The 26,763-nt window shown below is 71.4% G+C and carries 21 protein-coding genes; 11 read left to right on the top strand and 10 right to left on the bottom strand.

Annotation, left to right across the window (positions count from 1 at the left end; translation table 11 throughout):
- Nucleotides 1-52: 52 nt before the first annotated feature.
- A complete protein-coding gene (locus A4U64_RS17485) occupies nt 53-1,705 on the top strand; it encodes a BCCT family transporter (RefSeq protein ID WP_050034769.1) in 1,653 nt (550 codons plus the stop codon).
- Nucleotides 1,698-2,258, top strand: a complete 561-nt coding sequence (locus A4U64_RS17480) for a class I SAM-dependent methyltransferase (RefSeq protein ID WP_232334098.1) — start codon at nt 1,698-1,700, stop codon at nt 2,256-2,258. The genes A4U64_RS17485 and A4U64_RS17480 overlap by 8 nt, the downstream gene beginning before the upstream one ends.
- On the opposite strand, the gene A4U64_RS17475 is transcribed toward A4U64_RS17480, so the two are convergent.
- A complete protein-coding gene (locus A4U64_RS17475) occupies nt 2,209-3,717 on the bottom strand; it encodes a dolichyl-phosphate-mannose--protein mannosyltransferase (protein WP_180987105.1) in 1,509 nt (502 codons plus the stop codon). The two genes, A4U64_RS17480 and A4U64_RS17475, sit on opposite strands and share 50 nt — an antisense overlap.
- Before the next feature lie 71 nt (nt 3,718-3,788).
- Here A4U64_RS17475 and rsmI point away from each other — a divergent pair, with 71 nt between their 5' ends.
- The 3 genes from rsmI to A4U64_RS17460 all read left to right on the top strand — a co-directional run bounded on the left by rsmI (nt 3,789) and on the right by A4U64_RS17460 (nt 10,444).
- Nucleotides 3,789-4,649 (top strand): 16S rRNA (cytidine(1402)-2'-O)-methyltransferase, encoded by an 861-nt coding sequence (rsmI, locus tag A4U64_RS17470; protein WP_050034771.1) that lies wholly within the window; start codon nt 3,789-3,791, stop codon nt 4,647-4,649.
- Between the two features lie 33 nt (nt 4,650-4,682).
- A complete protein-coding gene (locus A4U64_RS17465; RefSeq protein ID WP_006944928.1) occupies nt 4,683-6,077 on the top strand; it encodes an alanine/glycine:cation symporter family protein in 1,395 nt (464 codons plus the stop codon).
- 386 nt (nt 6,078-6,463) lie between these two features.
- Nucleotides 6,464-10,444 (top strand): nSTAND1 domain-containing NTPase, encoded by a 3,981-nt coding sequence (locus A4U64_RS17460; protein ID WP_065923520.1) that lies wholly within the window; start codon nt 6,464-6,466, stop codon nt 10,442-10,444.
- On the opposite strand, the gene A4U64_RS17455 is transcribed toward A4U64_RS17460, so the two are convergent.
- The 5 genes from A4U64_RS17455 to metG form a co-directional block, all read right to left on the bottom strand.
- Nucleotides 10,383-11,687, bottom strand: a complete 1,305-nt coding sequence (locus A4U64_RS17455; RefSeq protein WP_065922885.1) for an aminodeoxychorismate synthase component I — start codon at nt 11,685-11,687, stop codon at nt 10,383-10,385. The two genes, A4U64_RS17460 and A4U64_RS17455, sit on opposite strands and share 62 nt — an antisense overlap.
- A gap of 50 nt (nt 11,688-11,737) precedes the next feature.
- A complete protein-coding gene (locus tag A4U64_RS17450) occupies nt 11,738-12,613 on the bottom strand; it encodes an RNA polymerase sigma-70 factor (protein ID WP_006944922.1) in 876 nt (291 codons plus the stop codon).
- The gene (locus A4U64_RS17445; protein ID WP_174824796.1) at nt 12,610-13,755 is read right to left on the bottom strand and encodes an FAD-dependent oxidoreductase; all 1,146 of its coding nucleotides are present in this window, start codon (nt 13,753-13,755) and stop codon (nt 12,610-12,612) included. The genes A4U64_RS17450 and A4U64_RS17445 overlap by 4 nt, the downstream gene beginning before the upstream one ends.
- Nucleotides 13,756-13,862: 107 nt before the next feature.
- Nucleotides 13,863-15,041 (bottom strand): DUF2786 domain-containing protein, encoded by a 1,179-nt coding sequence (locus tag A4U64_RS17440; RefSeq protein WP_006944919.1) that lies wholly within the window; start codon nt 15,039-15,041, stop codon nt 13,863-13,865.
- A 42-nt stretch (nt 15,042-15,083) separates the two neighbouring features.
- Nucleotides 15,084-16,631: a methionine--tRNA ligase gene (gene metG, locus A4U64_RS17435; protein ID WP_050034773.1), complete on the bottom strand. Its 1,548-nt coding sequence runs from the start codon at nt 16,629-16,631 to the stop codon at nt 15,084-15,086.
- 36 nt (nt 16,632-16,667) lie between these two features.
- On the opposite strand from metG, the gene A4U64_RS17430 reads away from it, so the two are divergent.
- Nucleotides 16,668-17,498, top strand: a complete 831-nt coding sequence (locus A4U64_RS17430) for a TatD family hydrolase (RefSeq protein ID WP_006944914.1) — start codon at nt 16,668-16,670, stop codon at nt 17,496-17,498.
- Nucleotides 17,499-17,550: 52 nt separating this feature from the next.
- Nucleotides 17,551-18,609 carry a maleylacetate reductase gene (locus A4U64_RS17425; RefSeq protein WP_029542080.1) on the top strand — a complete coding sequence of 353 codons (1,059 nt, stop codon included), beginning with the start codon at nt 17,551-17,553 and terminating at the stop codon, nt 18,607-18,609.
- 68 nt (nt 18,610-18,677) lie between these two features.
- On the opposite strand, the gene A4U64_RS17420 is transcribed toward A4U64_RS17425, so the two are convergent.
- Nucleotides 18,678-19,658, bottom strand: coding sequence for a pirin family protein (locus A4U64_RS17420; RefSeq protein ID WP_065922884.1), 981 nt, complete (start codon nt 19,656-19,658; stop codon nt 18,678-18,680).
- Complete coding sequence (locus A4U64_RS17415; protein ID WP_221776569.1) at nt 19,659-20,213, bottom strand: VOC family protein; 555 nt, start codon at nt 20,211-20,213, stop codon at nt 19,659-19,661.
- A 163-nt stretch (nt 20,214-20,376) separates the two neighbouring features.
- Between A4U64_RS17415 and A4U64_RS17410 the strand changes: the two genes are divergently transcribed.
- Entirely contained in the window at nt 20,377-20,802 is a 426-nt protein-coding gene (locus A4U64_RS17410) for a DoxX family protein (RefSeq protein WP_006944906.1), read from the top strand.
- Between the two features lie 40 nt (nt 20,803-20,842).
- Here A4U64_RS17410 and A4U64_RS17405 read toward each other — a convergent pair whose 3' ends face one another.
- Nucleotides 20,843-21,613 (bottom strand): amino acid ABC transporter ATP-binding protein, encoded by a 771-nt coding sequence (locus tag A4U64_RS17405; protein ID WP_006944900.1) that lies wholly within the window; start codon nt 21,611-21,613, stop codon nt 20,843-20,845.
- On the bottom strand, nt 21,610-23,010 hold the full coding sequence (locus A4U64_RS17400) for an amino acid ABC transporter substrate-binding protein/permease (protein ID WP_231386008.1): 1,401 nt from the start codon (nt 23,008-23,010) through the stop codon (nt 21,610-21,612). The genes A4U64_RS17405 and A4U64_RS17400 overlap by 4 nt, the downstream gene beginning before the upstream one ends.
- A gap of 286 nt (nt 23,011-23,296) precedes the next feature.
- On the opposite strand from A4U64_RS17400, the gene A4U64_RS17395 reads away from it, so the two are divergent.
- The 3 genes from A4U64_RS17395 (at nt 23,297) to rsmA (ending at nt 26,542) form a co-directional block, all read left to right on the top strand.
- On the top strand, nt 23,297-24,424 hold the full coding sequence (locus tag A4U64_RS17395) for a resuscitation-promoting factor (RefSeq protein ID WP_029542085.1): 1,128 nt from the start codon (nt 23,297-23,299) through the stop codon (nt 24,422-24,424).
- 12 nt (nt 24,425-24,436) lie between these two features.
- The gene (locus A4U64_RS17390; protein WP_065922883.1) at nt 24,437-25,564 is read left to right on the top strand and encodes a resuscitation-promoting factor; all 1,128 of its coding nucleotides are present in this window, start codon (nt 24,437-24,439) and stop codon (nt 25,562-25,564) included.
- 87 nt (nt 25,565-25,651) lie between these two features.
- Nucleotides 25,652-26,542: a 16S rRNA (adenine(1518)-N(6)/adenine(1519)-N(6))-dimethyltransferase RsmA gene (gene rsmA / locus A4U64_RS17385; protein ID WP_037201475.1), complete on the top strand. Its 891-nt coding sequence runs from the start codon at nt 25,652-25,654 to the stop codon at nt 26,540-26,542.
- The last annotated feature ends 221 nt before the right edge of the window (nt 26,543-26,763 follow it).

The following is a 26,763-nucleotide window of genomic DNA, read 5'->3' as shown; positions in this document are numbered from 1 at the left end:
CCCCGGAGCGGTGACGGTTGCGCTCCGCAGGGAAGTGGACGAGGTTTACATCATGGGCCTTTCGGACAAACCGACGGATCCGCACGACGCTCAGCGTGGCCGGCTCGTTTCGGTTCGCCCGGGAGGGCTGCGCCGACGGACCGCACCGGTGATCGATCCGGCCGTGTTCGTCCCGACGGCCCTGATCGTGGTGTCGATCGTCGTCTGGGGGCTGCTCGCACCGGACAATTTCGCCGCCGTGACGGGGGCGGTACTGGACTGGCTGGTGGTCAATCTGGGGTGGCTGTTCGTGCTCACCGCGTCGGGTTTCGTGGTCTTCTCGCTCTGGCTGGCCCTGAGCCGGTTCGGACGGATCCCGCTCGGCAAGGACGACGAGGTGCCGGAGTTCCGCACCGTCAGCTGGATTGCCATGATGTTCAGCGCCGGTATGGGCATCGGCCTGATGTTCTTCGGTGTCGCCGAGCCTCTGGCCCATTTCGTGACGCCGCCGCCGGGCACAGCCGGGGGCGTGGGACCGGCGATGGCGACGACGATGTTCCACTGGAGCCTGCACCCGTGGTCGATCTATGCCGTGGTGGGTCTGGCCATCGCCTACGGCACCTACCGCAAGGGGCGTAAGCAGCTGATCAGTTCCGCCTTCCTGCCGCTGCTCGGCCGCCGCGCCGAGGGACCCGCCGGGAAGGTCATCGACATCCTCGCCCTGTTCGCCACGCTGTTCGGCACTGCTGCCTCGCTCGGCCTCGGGGCCCTGCAGATCGGGTCCGGCTTCGCGGTGACCGGTTGGCTCGAGGAGACGGGGGTGCTGCTGCTCGTGGCGATCATCGCGCTGCTCACAGCAGCCTTCGTCGCCTCCGCGGTGTCCGGTGTGGCTCGTGGCATCCAGTGGCTGTCCAACATCAACATGGTGCTCGCGCTCGCGCTCGCCGCGTTCGTCTTCGTGGTCGGTCCCACCGTGCTGATCCTGAATCTCGTACCCACCACTCTCGGCGCCTATGCCGCCGATCTGGCCCGCATGTCCGCTCGTACCGCGGCGTCGAGCCCCGAGGTCGCCGAGTGGCTCTCCGCATGGACCGTCTTCTACTGGGCATGGTGGATCTCGTGGACGCCGTTCGTCGGGATGTTCCTGGCCCGCATCAGCCGTGGCCGCACGGTCCGCCAGTTCGTCGTAGGGGTCATCGTCGTTCCCAGCACGGTGAGCCTGGTGTGGTTCGCGGTGTTCGGTGGTGCGGCCATCGGCGAGCAGCGCGACGGCCTCGGCCTGGCCGACGTCGGCACGACCGAGGCGCAGTTGTTCGGCATGCTCGAGAATCTGCCGCTGTTCACGATCTCGGCCGCTGTCGTGATGGTGCTCGTGGCCATCTTCTTCGTCTCGGGGGCCGACGCCGCATCGATCGTGATGGGCACCCTGTCCCAGCGCGGCACACTCTCCCCGCACCGTCGGGTCGTGGTGTTCTGGGGCGTGCTCACCGGCGGCGTCGCCGCCCTGCTCCTGTGGACGGGCGGTGCCGATGCCCTCACCGCCTTGCAGACCATGACGATCATCGCGGCGGCGCCGTTCGTGCTCGTCATGGTGGGTCTGTGCGTGTCCTTGTACCGGGACCTGTCGCGGGATCCACTGGTGTCCCCACGCGGTCGGCGGTTGCTGCGCCGCGCCGAGTACCGGTCCCCGGCGCGGCGCGGAGAAGAACGGACGTCGAATGAGTAGTGCCGTGCCGGCGCGGATCGCGTTCGCGGTCGAGGCCATGGACCCGCAGCCGGGCAGCGACGTGCTCGAGATCGGCTGCGGTGGGGGTGTCGCCGTCGCGCTCGTGTGCGAGCGGCTGCGCCGCCGCGGCCGGGTCGTCGGGGTGGACCGCTCGGCCACGCAGATCGATCGGGCTCGTCGCCGCAACCGGGACGGAGTCGACGCCGGGCTCGCCGAACTGCGCGTCGGCGAATTCCCCGGCGTCGACCTGCCGGGATCGTTCGACCTGGTCTTCGCCGTCAACGTCCCCGGTTTCCGCAGCGACGACCCGGCCGCGCCGACGGCCGTCGCATCGCTGCTGCGACCCGCTGGGGAGTTGTGGGTGTTCGACGAACCGCCGCCCGGCCTCGCCCTCGGACCGGTGTCCATGCGGATCAGCGCGCTGCTCTCGCGCTGCGGCTACGCGATCGTCGACATCGTCGAGCGCGAGCGGACCGTCGGCGTGCGGGCCGCGCCGCCGGACGTCACCGCCAGCTCGGCAGCCACAACTGCTGCTGCCACGTCTCCACGGTGATCGGCGCCGCGGTGAGGATCGGCCACAGCCACACGAAGTTCGCCACCACCAGGCCGACGTAGAGGCACACGACCAGCAGGCCGGTCGAGCGTCGCTCGGCCGAGGCCCGCGGCGAGCCGAGGACGTCGCCGAGCACCAGCGCCAGCCCCATGACCAGGAAGGGCGCGAGCGGGACCGCGTAGAAGTAGTACATCTGCCGGTCGAGCGTCGCGAACCACGGCAGCAACGTCGCCGTGTAACCGGTGAGCACCGCGGCCCACCGCCAGTCCCGCCGCACCAGCAGCTGCCACCCACCCCACGCGAGCATCGGCAGCGCCAGCCACCACATCGCCGGGGTGCCCACCAGCATGACCGCCTTGACGCACTGCTCGCCGCCGCACCCACGGATCTGCTCGCCGTCGGCGAAGTAGTACAGCATCGGGCGCAACCCCATCGGCCACGTCCACGGCTTGGACTCCCAGGGATGCAGGTTGCCGGCCGAGTTCGTCAGCCCCGAGTGGAACTCGAGCACGGAGGCGCTGTAGTACCACAGCGACCGCAGGGCGTCCGGCACGAATGCGAACGCCCCGTCCGTGCCGATCTGACGACCCACCGCGTGCCGGTACACCCCGGTCTCGCCGGCGAACCACGCCCAGAACGTCGCCAGGTACACCCCGAGCGGCACCACCACCAGCGCGTACAGCGCCGGACCGACGTCGCGCAGCCCGGTGCCGAGCCACGGCCGTTGCACGTCGTAGGCCCGGCGGGCGGCGACGTCGAACGCCACCGACATCAGCCCGAAGAAGGCGATCAGATACAGCCCCGACCACTTGGTGCCCACCGCCAGACCCAGCAGCACACCGGCCCCGAACCGCCACCACCGCACGCCCAGCCGGGGACCCCACACCGTGTCGGCGATGCGTCCCTCGGCGTGCACGCGCGCCATGCGTTCCCGCATCTCGTCCCGGTCGACGATCAGGCACCCGAACGCGGCGACCGCGAACAGCGCCAGGAAGATGTCCAGCATCCCGAGGCGCGACGAGACGAACGTGACGCCGTCGGCGATCAGCAGGATCCCCGCCAGGCCGCCGAGCAGGGTCGAGCGGGTCAGCCGCCGCACAATCCGCACCACCAGCAGGACCAGCAGCGTCCCGGCGACGGCGGCGGAGAACCGCCACCCCCACCCGTTGTAACCGAACAGCGCCTCGCCGAGCGCGATGAGCTGCTTGCCCACGGGCGGGTGCACGACGAGGCCGTACCCGGGGTTGTCCTCGATCCCGCCCCCGGTGAGTACCTGCCAGCCCTGCGGGGCGTAGTGCTTCTCGTCGAACACCGGCGTCTTCGCGTCGGTGGGGTAATGCAGCATCGTGAACCGGGTGATCGCCGCGATCGCGGTGACGAACAGCGTCACCACCCAGCCCCGGCCGCGGTCGACCGGACCGAAATCCGGTGCGGGCACCGTCGGGCCCGGGCTGTTCATCCGGCGGCGGTCCGATGCCACGGCAGGGCGCTCGTCCGTCACGGTCACGCCCCGATCGTAGGCTGAGACGCATGCAGGCAGACAATCCGGGACAGGGCCGGCTCGTGCTCGCCGCCACCCCCATGGGCGACATCGGCGACGCCTCGAAACGGCTCTGCGACGCGCTCGGCAGCGCCGACGTCGTCGCGGCCGAGGACACCCGTCGTACCAGGGCGCTCGCCGCCGCGCTGGGGGTCACCGTCACCGGACGGGTGGTCAGCTTCTACGACCAGGTGGAGGCCGCCCGGACGCCGGCGTTGGTCGCCGACGTCGAGGCCGGCAAGACGGTACTGCTGGTCACCGACGCCGGCATGCCGTCCGTCAGCGACCCCGGCTACCGCCTGGTGTCGGCGTGCGTCGCGGCCGGGCTGCCCGTCACGTGCCTGCCCGGCCCGTCCGCGGTGACCACCGCACTCGCGCTGTCCGCGCTGCCGGTCGAGCGGTTCTGCTTCGAAGGCTTCCCACCGCGCAAGGCCGGCGCCCGTCGCGCCTGGCTGCAGACCCTCGCCGCCGAGCCGCGCGCGGTGGTGTTCTTCGAGGCCCCGCATCGCCTCGCCGCGTGCCTCGCCGACGCCGTCGACGTGCTCGGCGGGCAGCGGCGCGCCGCGGTGTGCCGGGAGCTGACCAAGACCTACGAGGAGGTGCGTCGCGGCACGCTCGCCGAGCTGGCGCAGTGGGCGGCCGACGGTGCGCGCGGCGAGATCACCGTCGTGCTCGAGGGCGCGTCGGCGCAGATCGCGGAGCCGGCCGAGCTGGTCGACGAGGTGGAACGGCTGGTGTCGGACGGAGTGCGGCTGAAGGACGCGTGCGCGCAGGTGGCGACGTCCGGGGTGTCCAAACGCGAGCTGTACGACGCGGTACTGGCCGCGCGGCAGGACGAGCCGTCGTCGTAGACTCTGCCCCTTACCGCGCAGCAGGAGGTACGGATGGAGTCGGTGAACGAATTCCTCGTCGAGGTCGCGTCGGTGGTGTGGGGGCCGTACTTGCTCATACCGCTGCTGCTGGGCACCGGCGTGATCCTGACGGTGCGGCTGCGGGGCGTGCAGTTCCGCAAGCTGTGGCCGGCCCTGCGGCTCGGGCTGATCATCCGCAAGGACCCGGACGCCACCGAGGGTGACATCTCCCAGTACCAGGCGCTGACGACCGCGCTGGCCGCCACCGTGGGCGTCGGCAACATCGCCGGTGTCGCCACTGCCATCTACTTCGGCGGCCCGGGCGCCCTGTTCTGGATGTGGGTCACCGGTCTCGTCGGCATGGCCAGCAAGTACTCGGAGGCGTTCCTCGGCGTCAAGTACCGCGTCACCGACGCCAAGGGCGAGCAGTCCGGCGGCCCGCAGTACTACCTGGCCCGCGCCATCCCCAACAAGTTCGGCCTGGCGCTGAGCCTGATGTTCGCGGTGTTCGCCGTACTCGCCAGCTTCGGCATCGGCAACATGACGCAGGCCAACACCGTCGCCACCCAGATGGACTCCACCTTCGGGGTGCCCACCTGGTTGTCCGGCATCGTCATGACGGTGCTCGCCGCCGCGGTGCTGCTCGGCGGCATCAAGTCCATCGGCAAGGTCACCGCCGGGTTCGTGCCCGCGATGATCCTGCTGTACGTCGGCGCCGGGATCATCGTCCTCGCGGTCAACATCACCGACATCCCGCAGGCGTTCGCCCTGGTGTTCTCCGACGCATTCACCGGAACCGCCGCGACCGGCGGCTTCATCGGCTCGGTGTTCATGATCGCCCTGCGCTACGGCGTGGCCCGCGGCATCTTCTCCAACGAGTCCGGCATGGGCAGCGCCGCAATCGCCGCCGCCGCGGCGCAGACCACCCATCCGGTGCGGCAGGGCCTCGTGTCGATGACCCAGACGTTCATCGACACGATCATCGTCGTGACCTTCACGGGCATGGTCATCATCACCACCGGCGCCTGGAAGTCCGGCGAGCAGGGCGCGGCGATGACCTCGCTCGCCTTCTCGGACGGCCTCGGCGGCGACTGGGGCAGCTGGATCGTCACGATCTCCGTGGTGTTCTTCGCCTTCTCGACGATCCTCGGGTGGTCGTACTACGGCGACCGCTGCGTCGAACGCCTCGTCGGCCGGGGCGGCGTCCTCCCGTACCGGGCGATCTTCGTGCTCGTCGTCTACGTCGGCGCCACCACCGAGCTCGAGGTGGTGTGGAACTTCTCCGATGTGATGAACGGGCTGATGGCACTGCCCAACCTGGTGGGCCTGCTCGTCCTCTCGGGTCTCATCGCCCGCGAGACGAAGGAGTACCTCGCCCGCGATCCGTACCTGCTCGGCGAGAAGGGCAGCAGCACGCCGGCCCGGTAGGCGCGGCCGGCCGTCGCTACGGCGCGGCCGAGGAGAGCGCGACGATCAGCAACACGGCGACGGCCACGATCAGGGCCGCGACCAACGTGGGCGGAACGCCGTTGACGATCCGGTCGACGAGCTTGTACACGATCCCTCGGTTCGGGTCGCGCGCTGCCTTCCCTCCGCCTCGGGCGGAACCACCCCTCGTCGGGTTCCGGCCGGTGCGGAGGTGCAGCGCGTCGCGGGGTCTTCCCGCTCGGGAACAACTCTGTCGGGTATATCCGGGGCGACCAACCGGTTCGCGCGCCGCTCGCGATATCATCCCAGGTCAGAACTGGTGAGGAGTTTTTCCGCAGCGGACGATCCGGGCCCTCGAGGGGTGCGGAGCAGGGAGGATGCGGGAGATGGAACCGCCGGACGAGCGAACCGAGGCTGAGCCGCGGCAGGTGTTCGCCGACCAGCTCCGGATTCTGTTCGCGGCGGCGGGGCGTCCCGCACTCAAGAAGGTCTCCTCCGAGGCGGCGGCCGTCGCCCGCGCCGTGGGTAGCGATCGCACCGTGTCGGTGCAGCGGCTCAGCGACTGGCGATCCGGCGCCCGGGTGCCCGCCACCTTCGAGGCGATCCGTCCGGTCCTGGTCGTCCTGATCCGTTACGCCCGGGCCCTGCACGCCCAGCCGCCGGCACCCGGCCTCTACTCGATGAAGCAGTGGGAACGGTGGTGGGAACTCGCCCGGGGACCAGCCGGTCGGGCCCGGGCGGAGACGTCCGAGGCGCCCGCCGCGACGCCGCCCACCGGTGTGCGGCCCTACCGGGGACTCGAGGCGTACCGCGAGCGCGACGCGCAGCTGTTCTTCGGCCGGAGCCGGAGTGTGCGCGAGCTCGTCGAGACCGTCGTCGCCGCCCACGGGCACGGCATCGTCGTGGTGACCGGCGCCTCCGGCGTCGGCAAGTCCTCGCTCGTGCAGGCCGGCCTCATCCCGGAACTGTGCCGCGACGGCCGCTGGCGGCCGGTGGTCCTGACTCCGGGGCGGCACCCCGTGGCGCAGCTCGTCGAGTGCATACCCGAACTCGCCGACATCTCGGACGCGGACGAGCCCTCCGCCGTCGCGCGGCTGCGCGCCGCCGCCGGCCGTCAGGGCAGCTCGGGCCTGCTGATCGTCGTCGACCAGATCGAGGAGCTGTTCACCCACTGCGAGGACCCGGCCGAACGCTCGGCGTTCCTGGCGCTCCTCGAGCGGGCCGCGACCGTGGGCGACGGCGACACCCCGATCGCGGTGGTGGCCACGCTGCGGTCGGACTTCTACGACCGGGCCGTGACGTATCCCGTGCTGGCGCGGGCGCTGGAGCGGCACAGCAAGACGGTCCAGCCCCTGACCCGCGACGATCTGGTGGAGGTGATCTCCGCACCGGCGCGGCTGCTCGGCCTGCGGTTCGAGCCGGGGCTGGTGGAGCTGATCCTGCACGACCTCGGCGTGCTGACCGCCGACGACGTCGGCGGGGCGGAGCTGCCGCTGCTGTCGCACCTGCTCGACACCCTGTGGGAACGCCGGCGCGGCGGCCACCTGACCGTGGCCGGCTACGGCGCCACCGGTGGGGTGCGCGGATCGATCGCCGCCAGCGCGGAACGCGCGTGGGAGGAGCTCGACGCCCGTGGCCGCCGCCTCGCTCGCGCGATGCTCGTGCACCTGGTCTACGTGACCGACACCGGCACCGACGTGAAGATCCGGCGTCCGCTGGACCGGCTGCTCGCCGTCGCCGGAGACGACGTCGACGCGGGGCGCCGGGTGGTCGACCACTTCGTCACCGCGCGGGTGCTCGTCGTCGACGCGGGCAGCGTCGAGCTGCTGCACGACGCCGTGATCGACGCCTGGCCGCGCTTGAAGTCCTGGATCCAGGCGGACCGCTCGTACGCGGCGCTGCGCCAGCAGATCGAGGCGGACGCCGCCGGATGGGTCGCGGGACGCCGGCACGCGGACCTGCTCTACCAGCGCGGCCGGATGGACCTTATCGCCGAGCACGAGGCCGGGGACCTCGCGGGGCGGACACACGCTGTCGGCGTCGAGGCCGCGCTGAGCCCGACCGCGGTGGCCTTCCTCCGGGAATCGCGGCGGCAGATCCGCCGGCGGACCCGGGCCCGCAACGGCGCGATCGCCGCCCTCGTGCTGTCCACGATCGTCGCGGTGGTGATGGGGACGCTGGCCTGGGCCGGCAAGAACCGCGCGGAGGCCGAGCGTAGTGCCGCCCAGTTCCAGCAGGTCGTCGCGCTCGCCGACTCCATGCGCGAGAAGGACCCGTCGACCGCGGCCCAGCTGGCGCTCGCGGCGTGGCAGCTGAAGCCGGACAGCGAGGTCGCGTACTCGCGGCTCGTCGCGACCGAGCAGATGCCGCTGGCGCTGCCTCTCGAAGGCCACAGCGGTCCCGTCTACGGGGTGGCGATCGCGCCGGACGGCACGACCCTCGCCTCGGCCAGCGACGACGGCAGCGTTCGCTTGTGGGACCTGTCGGACCGGACCGCCCCGCGGCCGCTCGGAGCGCTGGTGTCGGGCGAGCCCGAGTATCTGGCATCGGTTTCGTTCAGCCCGGACGGCACCCTGCTCGCGGCGGGTGGGGCGACGGGCGCGGTGTGGATCTGGGACGTCACGGATCGCGACCGGCCCGTCGCCCTGCTCACCGCCGAGGTGCTCGTGCCGGAGGTCATCCACAACGTGCGGTTCAGCCCGGACGGCCGGTTGCTCGCCGTGCCGTACGACAACGGGTCGGTGGTGCTCGTCGACACGAGCGAACCCCGGACGCGGGGATTTCCCCGCACCGTCCTGCCCGCGCACGGGGCGGCCGTGCGGACCGTGGCGTTCCACCCCGGCGGCACCGTGCTGGCCACGTCGAGCGACGATCGCTCGGTGCGGTTGTGGGACCTGACCGACCAGGCCGCCGCGCCGCTCGGCGAGCCGCTGACCGGTTTCCGCGACGTGGCGCATTCCGTCGCGTTCGCTCCCGACGGCCGGACCCTCGCGGTCAGCAGCGACGACGGCGTCCTCACGCTGTTCGACACCGCCGAGCCCGGGGCGGTACGGCCGGCCGGCCCGCCCGTGCAGGCGCACACCGGTGGGGTGTGGACCGTGGCGTTCGCGCCCGACGGCCGCACCCTGGCGAGCGCATCGTGGGACGGGACCGCGAAGCTGTGGTCGATCGACCCGGCGACGCGAGCGGTCGACGAGATGCGGCCGGCCCTCGCCGGCAACGGCGGCGGCGTCCCGGCGCTCGCGTTCACCCCCGACGGTGCCGCGCTGGTCACCGGCGGTCACGACGGCACCATCCGGGTCTGGACGCTGCCGCGCGGACGCGTCCCGGTCGCGGATTCCGCCCTGACCCTCCCGGCGATCGACCGCACCGGCTCGCTTGTCGCGACCGGGGGCTACAACGCCACCGTGCCGCTGTGGCGGATCGGCCCCGACGGGCGCTGGTCGCCGCTCGGTGCCGTGAACCGCCCGCGACCGCTGGGGGGTGCGGTGACGACCGCCCTGTCTCCCTCCGCCAGCACACTGGCCACGGCCTCGACGACGGACGGCGAGATCCACCTGTGGGACGTCCGGGACCCCACCGTTCCGCGGCTCTGGGCGAACCCGATCGTCACCGAGACCCGGTTCACGTCCGAACTCGCATTCGGTCCCGACGGCACCACCCTCGTCACGGGAGACGACGACCACTCCCTCGTGCTGTGGGACGTGTCGGATCCGGCGCGTCCGGCGCCGTGGGGCGCCCCGCTCGGGGGCCCCACCAACCTGATCCGGGCGGCGGCGTTCGCGCCGGACGGCCGGCACCTGGTGGTGGCGAGCGCGGACGGCTCGCTCTACGCCTGGAACGTCGCCGATCCCGCGGCCCCGGTCCCGGTGCCGGTGTCGGACGGCCATGCCACCGGCGTCAACGCCCTCGCGTTCAGCGCCGACGGCAACGTCCTCGCCACCGGCGGCGACGACCACACGGTCCGCGTGTGGGACCGCGGACCCGACGGGTCGTTCACCGTCCGCCCCGAGGCGCTGCGCGGGCACACCGGCACCGTCTATTCGGTGTCGGTGACGCCGAACGGCCACGAGGTGGTCAGCGGCGGCGACGACGGCACGGTGCGCCTGTGGCACGTCGGCGACCCGGAGGACATGCACCCGGTGGGCGGCCCGATCACCGACGTCGGCGTCGGCCGGTGGCAGGTGGGCTTCCTGCCGGGCAGCAACGCCGTGATCGCGGCGGGTGGCGACGGGATGGTGCGCACGTGGGGCCTGGACGTCGAGTCGATCATCGCGCGGATCTGCGCGGCGACGACGGGCCGGATCACCGCATCGCTGCCGCAGTCCGATCTGCCGGTGGCCGGCCGGACGGTGTGCGGGGGCTGAGCGCCAGGATGCTGGCGGCCTTGTCGAGGCACTCCTGCCATTCGGCGTCCGGATCGGAATCGATGGTGATGCCACCGCCGACGCCGAGACCACACGACCCCGGCGTGCCCGCGTCCCCGCCGCCGAACTCGACGGTGCGGATCGCCACGTTGAGCTCCAGCCCGGCGAGCGGGCTGGCCATGCCCACGGTGCCGCAGTACACGCCCCGCGGCTGCGGCTCCCAGACCCGCAGGAACTCCCGCGCCCGGAGCTTGGGACAGCCGGTCACCGAGGCCGGCGGGAACGCGGCCCCGAGCAACCGCGCGGTGTCCACACCGGCCCGCAGCGTGGCCGCGACGGTGGACACCAGGTGCCAGACTCCGGGGGCCCGATGCACCCCGAGCAGATCCGGCACGGTGACGGTTCCGGTCTCGGCCACGCGTCCGAGGTCGTTGCGCACGAGGTCCACGATCATCACGTTCTCCGCGACGTCCTTGACGGACGCGCGCAGCCGGGCCGGATCCGCGCCGATCGGGAGCGTGCCCTTGATCGGGCTCGACGTCACCCGGTCGTCGTGGCGGGCGAGGAACAACTCCGGCGACAGCGACGCGACCGCCCCCCACCCGCCTGCGACGTAGGCGGCCCGGGCCGGCGCGGTGCGCTCGATCCCGTCGGCGAAGAAGTGCAGCGGGCTGCCCGACCAGGCGCCGGTGAAGCGAGTGCACACGCACGCCTGATAGACCTCGCCGGCCCGGATCGCGTCGAGGCACTGCCGCACGCCGCGGCGATGGGCGCCGCGGTCCGGCGCGGTCCAGTCGATATGCCACGGCGCCCGCCCGGAAGCCTCGGGCGCCTCGCGGACGGCGGCGGCGAGCCCGGCCGGGCACGGCGCGTCGGTGAGGCTCTCATACCACCAGCAGCCGTCGTGGTCGAGTCGCAGCACGGTGTCCGCCCACCCCCCGGCCGCGCGAGGCAACGCCGGGTGGGCGGGGGCTCGGTCCGGGTACGCCAGGTAGCCGATCCACCCCCCGCCGACGACCGGCCCGTCGTCGCGGGTGCGCAGGGACGGGCCCTCGCGCAGGACGAACGCGTCGGAAGGCGGGGTGGCGACGGCCTCGACGTGGGGCGCGAGGACCGCCGCCGCGCCGAACCACGTGCCGGTCAGTGCGGCCGGCGGGGGCGCTCCCGCCGCCTCGGCGCGGGCGCCCAGCACCCGCAGCACCTGCGCCGGGCCACCCCCGGCGCCGAGCCGTTCCATCCGCATGAGCACAGCCTCCCACGGGATGCCGGAACGGGCCGAATCACACCGGGCGTTCAGTGGACCGGCGGCATCACCCTGTCCGCCGCGCCGAGCTTGTCCGGGTTCCGCACCACATACAGGCCCGTGACCAGGCCCGCGTCCGTCTCGATCATCATCACGAGGTCGAGCCGCTCGGCCGAGTACACCGCCAGCGCGGGCAGACCGTTGAACGACGCGAACTCGAAGCGCATGTCGGGCAGGGGCCTGCGCCCCAGGTTCCGCAACAGCCGCGCGACCTTCTTCGCCCCGGACACCGGAACCCGTGCGGCCGTCGCCTTGCCCCCGCCGTCGGCGACGTAGACCACCTCCGGGGACAGCACCTTCATCAGCGCCTCCACGTCGCCGGTGCCGGCGGCGGCGAGCAGTTCCTCGACCACCCGGCGGGTCTCCGCGCCGGACGCCGTGTACCGCTTGCGCCGCGCGTGCACGTGGCTTCGGGCGCGGTGGGCGATCTGCCGCACCGTCGCCTCCGGCCTGCCGACCGCCGCCGCGATCTGGGCGTGGTCGAATCCGAACACCTCGCGCAGCACGAACACCGCCCGTTCGAGCGGGCCGAGTGTCTCGAGCACCAGCATCATCGCCATCGACACCGACTCCGCGAGCAGGACGTCCTCGGCGGCATCCGGCGCCGTGCGTACCGGCTCGGGCAGCCACGGCCCGACGTAGTCCTCCCGGCGACGCTGCGCGGTGCGCAGCGCGTTCAGCGCCTGCCGGGTGACCACGCGGCTCAGATACGCCCGGGGGTTGGCGACCTCGTCGAGGTCCACCTCGGCCCACCGCAGGTAGCTGTCCTGCAGGATGTCCTCGCTGTCGGCGACGCTGCCGGTGATCTCGTACGCGATGCCGAACAGCAGGCCGCGGTGCCGGGTGAACAGCTCGTCGTGCGTCATCGCGGCGCCGCGATCGGATCGTGCGCAGCGGCCGGTCCCTTCGGGAAGGGATAGCCGTGCCCCCGTGCCTGCCGGCGCAGTGTCCACACCGTTCCGCGCACCACCATCTCCTTGCCGAATGCGCCCAACGTACCGCGCAGGGCGCCGCCGCGGGCCGTGTCGTCCGGGCGGGTGCGCTGCACGACGCCGGAGGCCCGGCCCAGCGAGATGCACTGCGCCACGAAACCGAGCGACAGCGGCTGCGGCTCCAGGCCCGCCAGCAGCGCCCATGCCGTGTCGGCGCCGTGCGCGCCGAGCGGCAGCGCCGCCTGGCAGCTCATCCGGATGTGATCCTGGCCGTCGACGGTCACGGCGTCGCCCACCCCCACGACGTTGGCTGCGCCCGTGCTCCGCAGGGTGGCGTCGACGCGGAGCCGACCGGTCCCGTCGACCGGCAACCCGCTCCGCCGGGCCAGGTCGGGCACCGTGAAGCCGCCCGCCCAGATCGTGAGTTCCGCGGGCACCGCTTCGCCGTCGGCGAGCAGCACCTCCCGCCCGGTGACCGCGACGACCCGGCCCGGCCGCACCCGGACACCGAGCCGTCGCAGCCGTGCGGCGACGAACCGCCGGGTGGCGCCGGGCAGGTGTGCGACGGGGTCCCCGACGAGGGTGCAGGTCAGGTGGGGATGCGCCTCGGCGATCTCGGCGGCCGATTCGACGCCGGTGAGCCCGCCGCCGACGACCACCACGCCGGCACCGTCGCCGAGCCTGTCGAGCGCGGCGGCCGTGTCCATGGCGCGTTCGAACTCGGCCGGCGAGTGCAGCCGGTCGGCGCCCGGGATCGCGGGCACGCCGGCGCCGCTGCCGACGGCGTAGATCGCCACGTCGAACGGCAGCGCCGTCCCGTCGGCGAGCAGCACACGATCCGCACCGATCTGCACCGCGGTGCCGAGGTGCACGACCGCCGCCGGGTGCAGCACCTCGGCGAGGTCGTGCGCGGCCGCACCGGATCCGGCCGCGAGCTGGTGCAGCCGCACCCTCTCGACGAACACCGGTCGCGGGTTGACGACCGTCACCGATACCTCCGGATGCGCGGCGAGCATGCGGTTCGCTGCCATCACGCCCGCGTACCCGGCCCCGAGCACCACCACGTCGGTTGCCATCCTGACCACCCCTTCTGCTGTCGACGATTTCGCGGTCGTGCATGGGACACCGGCCGGCCCGCGAATGTGACAGGGTGCGGCGTGGCAGTGCTCACACGGCCGGCCCGCTACGGGGAACCGGGGGTGAGGAAGGCCGACTCGGCCGCGTCCCGGCCCGCGAACCACCCCTCGGCGTCGACGCTGCGTGTGCGCGTCGACCGGGTCGTCGGGAACAACCGGCGGAACTCCGAGTCCACGGCCTCGGAGCGACGGGCCAGCAACGGGGCGAGCTGCGTGACGGCCATGCTCGCGTCGGCCGCGGCGGCCGCGGTGGCGCGCACGTCGGCCTGCCGCAGCCGTTCGCCGATCCGGTATGCGAACCCCGCCAGGAAGGCGCGACGGAACGCCGTCGCCGCGCCGCCGGTGCGGCCCCCGGTCCCGGCCGCGCGCACGGCCCGGCTCGCCTGCACCGACAGCGACGTGAACAGCACCTCGACCTGCTGCAGGTCGACGTCGGCGCCGACGATCGTGGCGATCCCGACCTTGGTGAACCACACCGTGCGGGTGCGGTTCGCGTTCCCGATCGCGGTGAGCAGCAGCACCTTCTCCTTCGCGTACGGGTTGTCGACGTGCAGGCGGCGCCCCCGCGCGGCGCCCGTCTCGGCGCCGGTGAGCAGGGCCGCGCCGATCGCGTACCGGGTCATCAGCTCCTGCGCCTTGGCGGTGAGGGTCTCGGCCTCCTCCGGATAGTCCGTGGACTCGGCCTTCGCCAGGAGGCCGCGGATCCGTGCGAGCACCCTCGGGTCCGGGCACAGGGATTCGCCGGCCGCGGGGACCGGGCGCAACGGCGGCCACTGCGACGGCGGCGGCAGGAGAGGGGCGAACCGCGGCAGGTACTTCCAGGCGAACGCCAGCCCCATCACCTGGAAGCGGGACAGGCCGGGCAGCTCGCGCAGCAGTTCGACGCCGAGGTGGCGCACCGGTGCGTCGGGCGGAACCCGTTCGGCGATCCGCGCGGCACCGGGACAGCGCTCCGCGATCACACCGAGCTGCTGCACCCAGTCCATGGGCGCCCGGTCGGCCGCGTGGCTGCGCCGGGCGTCGTACAGCACCGCGGCGGCCGCCAGTGGGACGTCCGTGGCGTCGCCGGACCGGGCCGTCACGTGCAGCACGTCGGCGGGCTGCCAGCCGCGCTCGTAGGCGGCGCACAGTTCGTCGAGAAGTGGCCGGGTGCCGAGGTGGAAGACCTCGTCGGATGCCCCGGACCCCGCCGGCGCCTGTCGAAAGTATGTTCTATCTCGCCCCATGCGCGGGAGTGTGCACGAGGCCACCGACAGGCGGCGGGATGCCTATTCGTACCGCGGGAACACCGGGGCCGGGGCCGGCAGCGGGGTGCCCGGGGCGAGGCGTGTGGCGATGTCCGCGAACTGCCGCGCCTGCGGGTCCTGGCCCACCAGGTCGAGGATCTTCGCGGCCGAATCGGGCATCACCGGCTGCACGAGCAGGCCGACGATCCGCACGACCTCGAGCGTCACGTACAGCACCGTCGCCATCCGGGCCGGGTCCGTCTTGCGCAGCACCCACGGTGCCTGCGCGGAGAAGTACCGGTTCGTCTCGCCGAGCACGTGCCAGATCGTCTCCAGTGCGAGGTGCAGTGCCTGCACGTCGAACTCGGCCCGGACCTTCTCGAGCAGGGCGTCGGCCTGCGCGAGCAGCGCGCGGTCGTCCTCGGTGAAGTCGCCGGGGGTCGGCACCACGCCGTCGAGATTCTTGGCGACCATCGTCAGCGAGCGCTGCGCCAGGTTGCCGAGTTCGTTCGCCAGGTCCGCGTTGACGCGGGTCACGATCGCCTCGTGGCTGTAGCTGCCGTCCTGGCCGTAGGAGATCTCCCGCAGCAGGAAGAAGCGCAGCGGATCGAGACCGTACTGTTCGACCATCTCGAGCGGGTCGACGACGTTGCCGACCGACTTGGACATCTTCTCGCCCTTGTTGAACAGGAAGCCGTGCACGAACACCCGCTCGGGCAGCTCGATTCCGGCCGACATCAGGAACGCCGGCCAGTACACGGTGTGGAACCGGGTGATGTCCTTGCCGATGATGTGCAGGTTCGCGGGCCAGTAGCGGCGGAACGACTCCGCCTCGGTGTCGGGGAAGCCCGCGCCCGTCAGGTAGTTGGTGAGCGCGTCCACCCACACGTACATCACGTGCTCGGGGTGGTCCGGCACCGGCACGCCCCAGTCGAAGGTGGTGCGGGAGATCGACAGATCCTTCAGCCCGCCGGAGACGAAGCTGACGATCTCGTTGCGCCGGGTGGCGGGGGCGATGAAGTCCGGTCGCTCCTCGTACAGCTTCAGCAGCTTGTCCTGATACGCCGAGAGCCGGAAGAAGTACGTCGACTCCTCCGTCCACTCCACCGGGGTGCCCGACTCGGTGGCGATGCGCGTACCGTCCTCGAGCACCGTCGTCTCGGCTTCGGCGTAGAACGCCTCGTCGCGCACCGAGTACCAGCCCGAGTAGGTGTCGAGGTAGATGTCGCCGTTGTCGGCCATGCGCTGCCAGATGGCCTTGCTCGCCTCGCGGTGATCGGCGTCCGTGGTACGGATGAACCGGTCGAAGGAGATGTTCAGCGACTTGTCCATGGCCTCGAACACCCCGGAGTTGCGGGCCGCGAGGTCCCGCACGTCCAGGCCTTCCTTCGCCGCCGTCTGCTGCATCTTCAGGCCGTGCTCGTCGGTGCCGGTCAGGAAGAACACGTCGAAGCCGTCGAGGCGCTTGAACCGGGCGATCGCGTCCGAGGAGATGTACTCGTAGGCGTGGCCGATGTGCGGGGCGCCGTTCGGGTAAGCGATCGCGGTCGTCAGGTAGAACGGCGGGCGGGAGGCGGCAGGAACAGTCATGGTGCGTCCACTTTATAGGTAGATAGTGTATGGGCCGTGAGCCGAACCCGCCCCGCGCCCGAGCCTCCGCAGCCGCTCTCGCCTCTCGTCGATGCCCACACGCACCTCGACGCGTGCGGCGCGCACGACGCCGAGTCGGTGGCGGCGATCCTCGACCGGGCGGCCGCGGTCGGGGTCGGACGGGTCGTCACCGTCGCCGACGACATCGTCGCCGCCCGCTTCGCCGTGGACGCCGCGCACTGGGACGAGCGGGTCTACGCCGCCGTGGCGATCCACCCCACCCGGGCGAACGCGCTCGACGACGCCACCCGGGCCGAGATCGAGAAGCTCGCCGCCGACCCGCGCGTGGTCGCGGTGGGGGAGACCGGCCTGGACCTGTACTGGCCCGGCAAGCTCGACGGCTGCGCCGACCCGATCGAGCAGGAGGACGCCTTCCGCTGGCACATCGACCTGGCCAAACGGCTCGGCAAGACCCTCATGGTCCACAACCGCGACGCCGACGCCGAGTTGCTGCGCGTGCTGCACGACGAGGGTGCGCCGGAGACGGTGATCTTCCACTGCTTCTCGTCGGACGCGGACATGGCGCGGGCCTGCGTCGACGCCGGTTACCTGCTCAGCTTCTCCGGGACGGTGAGTTTCAAGAACGCCGCGGCGCTGCGTGCCGCGGCCCCGCTGGTGCCGCTCGAGCAGGTGCTGGTGGAGACGGACGCTCCGTTCCTGACGCCCCATCCGTTCCGCGGCGCGCCCAACGAGTCGTACTGCCTGCCGTACACGGTGCGGGCGCTGGCGGAGGTGCGCGGCGCGGACCCGGCCGAGCTGGCCGCCGCGACCACCGCGAACGCCGAACGGGTGTACGGACTTTCGTAACGGTGTCGCCGTTCCGAGGCGGCCGGCCCGTGCGGCCGGGACAATGGACGGCATGCACAGCTTCGTCTACAACGCTCAGCCGTCACGGGTGGTGTTCGGGCCGGGAACCGCGGCGCGGGTCGCCGACGAGGTGCGCCGCCTCGACCGCTCCCGGGTTCTCCTGCTGGGTGGTGAGCACGTCCGTCCGCAGGTGGAACTCGTCGAGAAGGCCCTCGGTGGGCTGCAGGTCGCCCGGTTCGACGGCGCCGTCATGCACACGCCGGTGGCGGTCACCGAGAAGGTGCTGGGCCTGGTCTCCGAACACGACATCGATGCCGTCGTCGCCGTGGGCGGGGGGTCGACGACGGGACTGTCGAAGGCGATCGCGGTGCGCACCGGCGTGGACCAGGTGATCCTGCCGACCACCTACGCCGGATCCGAGGTGACTCCCGTCCTCGGGGAAACCGCGGACGGTGTGAAGACCACGCACTCGTCGCCGGCCATCCTGCCCGAGACCGTCATCTACGACGTCGAGTTCACCCTGTCGATGCCGATCCCGATGGCGGTGACCAGTGCGATCAACGCGATGGCGCATGCCGTGGAGGCGTTGTACGCCGAGCATGCCAACCCGATCGTCGACACGCTGGCGCTCGAGGCCATCCGCGCGATCGCCCGGGGCGTGCCGGTCCTCGGCGCCGACGCCGCGGACCGGGAGGGCCGCTCGGATCTGCTGCTCGCGGCGTGGCTGGCCGGCACGTGCCTGAGCGCGGTGGGAATGGGCTTGCACCACAAGCTGTGTCATGTCCTGGGCGGCAGTTTCGACCTGCCGCACGCGCCGACGCACACCGTGGTGCTACCGCATGTGATGGCGTTCAACGCGCCGTCGGTGCCGACCGTGATGAGCCGCATTGCCGACGCCCTCGGCACCCCCACGGCCCCGGCCGGGGTCTTCGACCTGGTGGCGGCGGCGGGCGGCCCGACGACGCTCGCCGAACTGGGGATGTCCGAGGGCGACCTCGACGAGGCGGCGCACCTGGCCACCGAGCGGCAGTACCCCAACCCGCGGGAGGTGACCCGGGTCGGGGTGCGGCGCCTGCTCGGGGACGCCTATGCCGGAGTCCGCCCCGAGTGACGGTGCGCGCTCGGTGTGTGCCCTCGGTGTGTGCTCACTCGGTGTGTGCTCACTCGGTGTGTGCTCACTCAGGGGGCGGTCGGGGGGTTGCGGCGCGGCCGGATCTGCGCGTTCGGCAGCGCCGGCGCGGGTAGCCGTGTCACCTTCCCGGTGTAGCCCTCGACCCGCCCGAAGCGTTCCCCCTCGCGCTGCCACTCGTCCCGGAACGCGACGATCTCGTCGTGGCTACGGCCCACGAAGTTCCACCACATGACGATCTCCTCGCCGAACGGCGTACCGCCGAGCAGGACGGCCCGCGCGGGTTCGACGGTGAGATTGGTCAGGGGGAGCGTGGGGACTCCGGTGCCGACGTAGCCGAGCGCGGAGCGGGCGAGGACGGTGCCGGCGAGGCGGACGCTGCCGGTGTCGACGAGCAGACCGTGCTCGAACTCGGGATCGACGGCCAGTTCGACGGTCGCGCCCGGGTCGAGGGTGATCTCGGCGCCGAGCAGCGGGGTGAAGGTGTGCACGGGCGACGCGGACCCGGCGAGGGAGCCGAGGAACACGCTCACGGTCGCGCCCTCGATCCGGACGGGTTCGGGGGCATAGTGCTGGAAGTCGCGGGGTGCGCCGCGGTGCGCGTCGGGCAGGGCCACCCACAATTGGACGCCGTGCAGGACCGTCGTGGCCGGCGTGGAGACCTCCGAGTGGGCGATGCCGTGGCCGCCGGTCATGAGGTTCAGTTCGCCGGGGCGGACGAACGCGTGCTTGCCGAGGCTGTCGCGGTGCTCGATCTCGCCGGCGAACAGCCAGCTCACCGTCTGCAGGCCGGTGTGCGGGTGCGGCGCGACGTCCATTCCGCCGGTGGCGGCGACGTCGTCGGGCCCGTAGTGGTCGGCGAAGCACCAGGCCCCGATGAGGGACCGGGCGCGCTGCGGCAGGGTGCGGCGGACCGGCATCGCGCGCGGGCCGCCGAGCGGCACCTCGCGGGAGGTGATGATCTGCACACGGGTGGGGGCGGGCTCGGTTTCGCAGCGGATCTCGGTGGGCTCGGCGTCGACGTTGCTCATCTAGAGGACCTTGTTTCCGTACATCTCGCCGAGGGGGTCGGCGATGAGTTCGATGCGGGCGCCGTCGGGGTCGCGGAAGTACAGCGAGACCTCGCTGTGCTCGACGAGCTCGACGCCGGCGTCGGTCAGCTTGGTGCGCAGGCGTTCCCACCTGCCGGGCTCGACGCTGATCGCGATGTGGTGCAGGCCGCCGAGGACCTCCCGGTAGGGCCCGACGTCGAGTCCGGGGAAGTCGAAGAACGCCAGCAGGTTTCCGTTGCCGATGTCGAAGAAGAAGTGCGAGGAACCGGGGTAGTCACGGTTCTCGATCAGTTCGGTGAGAGGGAATTCGAGCACGTCCTGGTAGAAGCGCACGGTGCGTTCGACGTCGCTGCTGACGAGCGCGGTGTGGTGCAGCCCGCGGGCCGACGACGCGGGTCGCTCGTCGACCGGCCGGAGGTAACGGCTGCGCAGTTCCTCCCGCAGCGTCGCGGATCGGCGGCTGCGCTCCTCTTCCACGCTGATTGCCACGATAGTGCTCCTTCGGCCGGTGATTGCCCCTTCGACGAGGAGCATACTCCACATTGTTGATTAATCAACTACTTTTCGGCCCCCGACCTTCCGGCAGCCGGGGCGCTCGGGCACCCCAAGGTTGAACCTTCAACCTTGCGCAGCTACCGTGGACGCGGCTTCGATCGAAGGACGAGCCCCCCACCGCCCGCACCGAAAGGTCATCTCCATGAACAACCCCGTCCTGCGCAACGTCGGGCTGCTCGTCGCCCGAGTGGTCATCGGCATCGTCTTCCTGGCCCACGGCCTGCAGAAGATCAACCAGGGATACTCCGCCACCAAGGCCGGATTCGAGGGCATGGACGTGCCCGTGCCCGCGCTGTCCGCCTTCTACGCCACCTGGGTGGAAACGCTCGGTGGCATCGCTCTCATCATCGGCCTGCTCGTGCCGATCTTCGGCGTCCTGCTGCTGATCAACATGCTCGGCGCGTTCTTCGTCGTCCACATCGGCAACGGCATCTACGTCACCGACGGCGGATGGGAACTCGTCGGGGCCCTCGGCGCGGGTGCGCTGGTGCTCGCCGTCGTCGGCGCCGGCGCCTACAGCGTCGACGCCCTGCTCGCCCGCCGGGTGCGGTTCCTGCAGACCGCGTAGCCGTGGGTGAGGACCGGCGCCCGGGAACCGGGCGCCGGCCTCAGAGCACCTTCGCGAGGAAGTCGCGGGTCCGTTCCTGGCGGGGGCTCCCGAACAGTTCCTTCGGCGTGCCCTCCTCGAGGACGTACCCGTCGGCCATGAACAGCACCCGGTCGGCGACCTCCCGGGCGAAGCCCATCTCGTGCGTGACCACGACCATGGTCATGCCCTCGGCCGCCAGGTCGCGCAGCACCTGCAGCACCTCGCCCACCATCTCCGGGTCGAGGGCGCTGGTCGCCTCGTCGAACAGCATGATGTCCGGATTCATGGCCAGCGCCCGTGCGATCGCGACGCGCTGCTTCTGCCCGCCGGACAGGTTGGCCGGCTTCGCGTCGGCCTTCTCGCTCAGCCCCACCCGGTCGAGCAGGGCGAGCCCCCGCGTCCGTGCCTCCTCCTTGGTCGCCCGCTTCGTCAGCACCGGCGCGAGCACGATGTTCTCGAGGGCCGTCATGTGCGGGAAGAGATTGAAGTGCTGGAACACCATCCCGATGTGGCGGCGCACCCGGTCGATGTCGATCTTCCGGTCGGCGAGGTCGAACCCGTGCACCACCACCGAACCGGCGCTGATGTCCTCGAGCCGGTTCAAGCATCGCAGGAACGTCGACTTGCCCGAACCGGAGGGGCCGATCACGCACACCACCTCGCCGGCGAGGATGTCCACATCGATGCCCTTGAGCACCTCGTTCTCGCCGAACGACTTCTTCAGGCCGCGCACGCGGATCTTCACCTCGCGACCGTCCTCGAGCGGCTGGGCCGCGGCTGCCTCGGTCAACGGTTGATCCTCTTCTCGAGTCGGTCCGACAATTTGGTCAGCGCCATGATGACGACGAAGTAGATCACCCCGATGATCAGCCACATCTGGAACGACTGGAAGTTGCGGGCGATGATGATCCGCCCGGTCTGGGTGAGCTCGGCGATGCCGATCACCGACAGGATCGAGGTGTCCTTCAGCGTGATCACGAACTGATTGATGTACGACGGGATCATGGTGCGCACCGCCTGGGGCATGACCACCTTGCGCATCGCGGGCAGGTAGCCGATGCCGAGGCTGCGGGCGGCCTCCATCTGCCCCTTGTCGACGGACAGGATGCCGCCACGCACGATCTCGGCCATGTACGCGCCCGCGTTGAGCGAGAGCGTGATGATGCCCGCGGTGAACGCCGACATCTGGAATCCGGCCGCGGCCGGGATGCCGAAGTAGATGAAGAAGGCCTGCACCAGCAGCGGGGTGCCGCGGAAGACGTCGACGTAGGCGGTGCCGATCCCGCGCAGGACGATGTTGCGTGAGACCCGCATGAGGCCGAACAGCGCACCGAGCACCAGCGCGATCGCGATCGAGACGACCGACAGCACGAGGGTCAGCCACAGCCCCTCGAGCAGCAGTTGCCAGGTGCTGCGGAGCAGGCCGGGGATGGAGTTGTCGGCCTGCACGGCGCCCTCGCCGAGGTAACTCTCCACGATCTCGTCGTAGCGGCCGTTGTCCCGCAAATTCTGCAGGCCCGCGTTGAACGCGGTGAGCAGCTCGGGATTGCGGCCCTTGTTCACCGCGAACCCGTAGTTCGCACCGGCCTCCTTCTCCGTGACCGTCTTCAGCCCGTTGCCCTGGGCGATGCCGTACGCCAGCACCGGGTAGTCGTCGAAGACCGCGACCGAGTTCCCGGTGCGGACCTCGTCGTACATGCTCGCCGAGTCGGCGAAGTAGACCGTGGTGAACCCGTACTCGCCCTTGATGGACTCGGCGAACGCGGCGCCCTCGGTGCCGTTCTTGACCGCGACGCGCTTGCCTGCCAGATCGGCGTACGACGCGACCTCGTCGTTGCCGGCGAGTACCGCCATCTGCACGCCGGACTCGAAATAGGGATCCGAGAAGTCGAAGACCTGCTTGCGCTCCTCCGTGATCGACATGCCCGCGATCACGCCGTCGGCCTGGTCCGCCTGCACCGCCTGCAGGGCGGCATCGAAGCCCAGCGGACGAACCTCCACGGTGAAGCCCTGATCCTCCGCGATCTCCCGGATCAGGTCCATGTCGATGCCGACGAAGTCGCCCTGCTCGTTCTGGAATTCGAAGGGTGCAAAGGTCACGTCGGTGGCGATGACGTAGGTGCGGCCGGCGGCGGGGGACTGCGCCAGGGCCGCCGGGGTGGCAGCGAGCAGCAGCGCGCCGAGCATGCCGAGCAGGGTCAGCAGCGCCGCACTCCGCCGCGCCGGAGGACGGTGAATTCGGTCACCCAAAGTAATCCCACCTCTGTAATTCGCGCGTCGTGCGGCACGTTTTCCCGAGCGTCGAATCGACGCTAGCCCGCACCTTCGGTCGCGGCCCGGCTATTGATCGAAAATTACGAATCGTCACCTGTCTCGTTACCGAGAAACTGCAGGTAGAAATGGTGCAGTTGCCGTATCAATGCCGATTCGTTACCGTGCCGTGATCGAAGTTGTCGACAGTGCAGGAATAGCCGTGTCACCTTTCACCAAGATCAACCGAGCGAAATCGCCCACGCTGTACGTGGTCGTCGCCGCACTCTTCCTCACCCTTGCGGCCGGCGGCGTCGCCGCCCTGATTCAGCACAAGGAACTCACCCTCGACGTGGACGGTGAGCGGATCGCGCTCAGCACCATGAGCTCCGAGGTCGGCGACGTTCTCGCCGGCGCCGGCTACCCCGTCGGCGAGCACGACGTGGTGGCCCCGGCCGTCGATGCCGAGGTGTCGGACGGGGACACGGTGGTGCTGCGGCGGGCGCGTGAGGTGCAGCTGAGCGTCGACGGTGCCGAGCGCACGGTGTGGACGACGGCGACGACGGTGGACGAGGCGCTGGCGCAGTTCGAGCTGGCGGCGGATGTGTACACCTCGGCGTCGCGGTCGCACCGGTTGCCGCTCGAGGGTGCCGAGCTCGACGTGGTGAGCCCGAAGACGGTGCGGTTGCTCGACGGCGGTGCGCCGGCGGTTCAGGTGCGGATGGCGGCGCCGACGGTCGGGGAGTTCCTGGCCGCGCACGGGGTGGCGCTCGAGCAGGCTGATTCGGTGGTGCCGGCGGTCGATGCGGCGCTGACCGACGGCCTCGAGATCCGCATCACCCGCGACCGCATCGAAACCCGCATCGAGAACCAGCCGGTCCCCGCGCCCGAGCAGCGCGTCGACGACCCGAACATGACCGAGGGTGAGACCGCGCTCGACAACCCGGGCGCTCCCGGTGAGCGCACCGTGACCCTCGACGTGCACACGATCGACGGCGTCGAGGTCGGCCGCACCGAGAAGGCCTCGACCACCGTCCGGGAGCCGGCTCCTGCGATCGTCCGCGTCGGCACCAAGCCGAAGCCGGCCGTGCCCGCCTCCGGACGCTCCTCCACCTGGGACGCCCTCGCGCAGTGCGAGGCCACCGGCAACTGGGCCATCAACACCGGCAACGGCTTCTACGGCGGTCTGCAGTTCACCCAGCAGACCTGGGCCGCGTTCGGCGGCACCCAGTACGCGCCGCGCGCCGACCTGGCCAGCCGCGAGCAGCAGATCGCCGTCGCCGAGAAGGTCCAGGCCGCGCAGGGCTGGGGAGCCTGGCCGGCGTGCACCAGCAAGATGGGACTGCGGTAAGAAGTACGGCTTGTGTCCCCACTGACGAAGATCAACAACTCGCGCTCCGTGCTGTTGTACGCCGTCGTCGCGGCGCTCCTGGCCACCCTGGTGGCCGGCGCCGCGACGGCGCTCGCCCGGCACAAGACCGTGACGATCGACGTCGACGGGGACCGGCTCACCCTGGGCACCATGGGCACCGACGTCCGAGCCGTCCTCGCCCACGCCGGCTACCCCGTCGGCGAGCGCGACGTGGTGGCCCCGGCCGTCGATGCCGAGGTGTCGGACGGGGACACGGTGGTGCTGCGGCGGGCGCGTGAGGTGCAGCTGAGCGTCGACGGTGCCGAGCGCACGGTGTGGACGACGGCGACGACGGTGGACGAGGCGCTGGCGCAGTTCGAGCTGGCGGCGGATGTGTACACCTCGGCGTCGCGGTCGCACCGGTTGCCGCTCGAGGGTGCCGAGCTCGACGTGGTGAGCCCGAAGACGGTGCGGTTGCTCGACGGCGGTGCGCCGGCGGTTCAGGTGCGGATGGCGGCGCCGACGGTCGGGGAGTTCCTGGCCGCGCACGGGGTGGCGCTCGAGCAGGCCGATTCGGTGGTGCCGGCGGTCGATGCGGCGCTGACCGACGGCCTCGAGATCCGCGTCACCCGCCAGCGCACGGTCCGGGTCACCGAGACTCAGCCGCTCGCGCCTCCGGAGCAGCGCATCGAGGATCCCACCATGAACATGAGCCGGACGGTCGTCGAGAACCCCGGCGTGCCCGGCGTGCACGACGTCACCTTCGCCGTCACCACCGTCGACGGCGTCGAGACCACCCGCGAACAGATCGACGCCGTCGTCACCACCCCGGCGCAGCCGCGCATCGTGCGCGTGGGCGCCAAGCCGGGAACCGAGGTGCCGCCCGTCGAGAACGGCGACGCCTGGGACGCCCTCGCGCAGTGCGAAGCCACCGGCGACTGGGCCGTCAACACCGGCAACGGCTACTACGGCGGCCTGCAGTTCGACCAGAGCACCTGGGAGCGCCAGGGCGGCCTGAAGTATGCGCCCCGTGCCGACCTCGCCACCCGGGAAGAACAGATCGCCGTCGCGAGCCGGATGCAGCGTGCCCAGGGCTGGGGAGCGTGGCCGTCCTGCTCGTCCCGCATCGGCGTGCGTTAGGTTCGGCACGTGCCAGACCACTCACCCGGCGACCCCGGCTCGACCCCCCGCGACGGTTCCGACGTGACCGCTCGCGACGGTTCCGACGTGACCGCCCGCGACGGTTCCGACGTGACCGCTCGCGGTCGTGCCGCCCTGCTCGGTCCCGCCGAGGTGCGCGCCCTCGCGGAGGAGTTCGGGGTCCGGCCGACCAAACAACTCGGCCAGAACTTCGTGCACGACGCCAACACGGTGCGCCGCATCGTCTCGGTCGCCGGCGTGGGCCGCGACGACGTGGTGCTCGAGGTCGGCCCGGGCCTCGGCTCGCTGACGCTCGCCCTGCTCGACGTCGTCGACCGCGTCGTCGCCGTGGAGATCGATCCCAGGCTCGCCGAGCGCCTGCCCGCGACGGTCGCCGACCGCGCGCCCGACCTCGCCGGGCGGCTCGACGTCGTCCTGAAGGACGCCATGCGGGTGTATCCGGCCGACCTGCCGGCCACCCCGACGGCGCTCGTCGCGAACCTGCCCTACAACGTCGCGGTGCCCGTGCTGCTGCACTTGTTCGCCGAATTCGACTCGCTGCGCACGGCTCTGGTGATGGTGCAGGCCGAGGTGGCCGATCGGCTCGCCGCCGAACCCGGGAGCCGCGTGTACGGCGTGCCCAGTGTCAAGGCCGGCTTCTTCGGCCACGTCCGTCGCGCCGGGTCGGTGGGCCGGGCCGTCTTCTGGCCGGTGCCCCAGGTGGAATCCGGGCTGGTGCGCATCGACCGCTACGCCGAGCCGCCGTGGCCCACGGACGAGGGGCACCGCCGCAGGGTATTCGCCGTCGTCGATGCCGCATTCGCGCAGCGCCGCAAGACGCTGCGGGCAGCGCTGAGCGGCTGGGCCGGTTCGGCCGCGGAGGCCGAGCGACGCCTGCTCGCCGCCGGGATCGATCCGTCGACGCGGGGGGAGAAGCTGGACGCCGCTGCCTTCGTGCGGATCGCCGCCGCGCAGTGACGGCGCCGGGCAGGGCCGGTACGCAGTGACGGCGCCGGGCGGGTCGGTTCCGTCGCAGCGCTTGGCAGGCGGGCGGATCTGTGCTCTACTGGTACACGGTCGTTAGGTAGTGTGTTCGTGGTTTACCCCTCGCACATTTCTAGTTGCGAGCGGATGCGAAATTCCCACGGAATCCTTCTCAGCCGTCGAGTGACAGGCCCGGACGACGTCGTGTCGTTCGA

The sequence above is a fragment of the Rhodococcus sp. WB1 genome, assembly GCF_001700945.1.
GTDB classification, from domain to species: domain Bacteria; phylum Actinomycetota; class Actinomycetes; order Mycobacteriales; family Mycobacteriaceae; genus Rhodococcus; species Rhodococcus aetherivorans.
The sequence above is the reverse complement of the archived record's forward strand: the minus strand, read 5'-3'. Positions and strand labels throughout refer to the sequence as shown.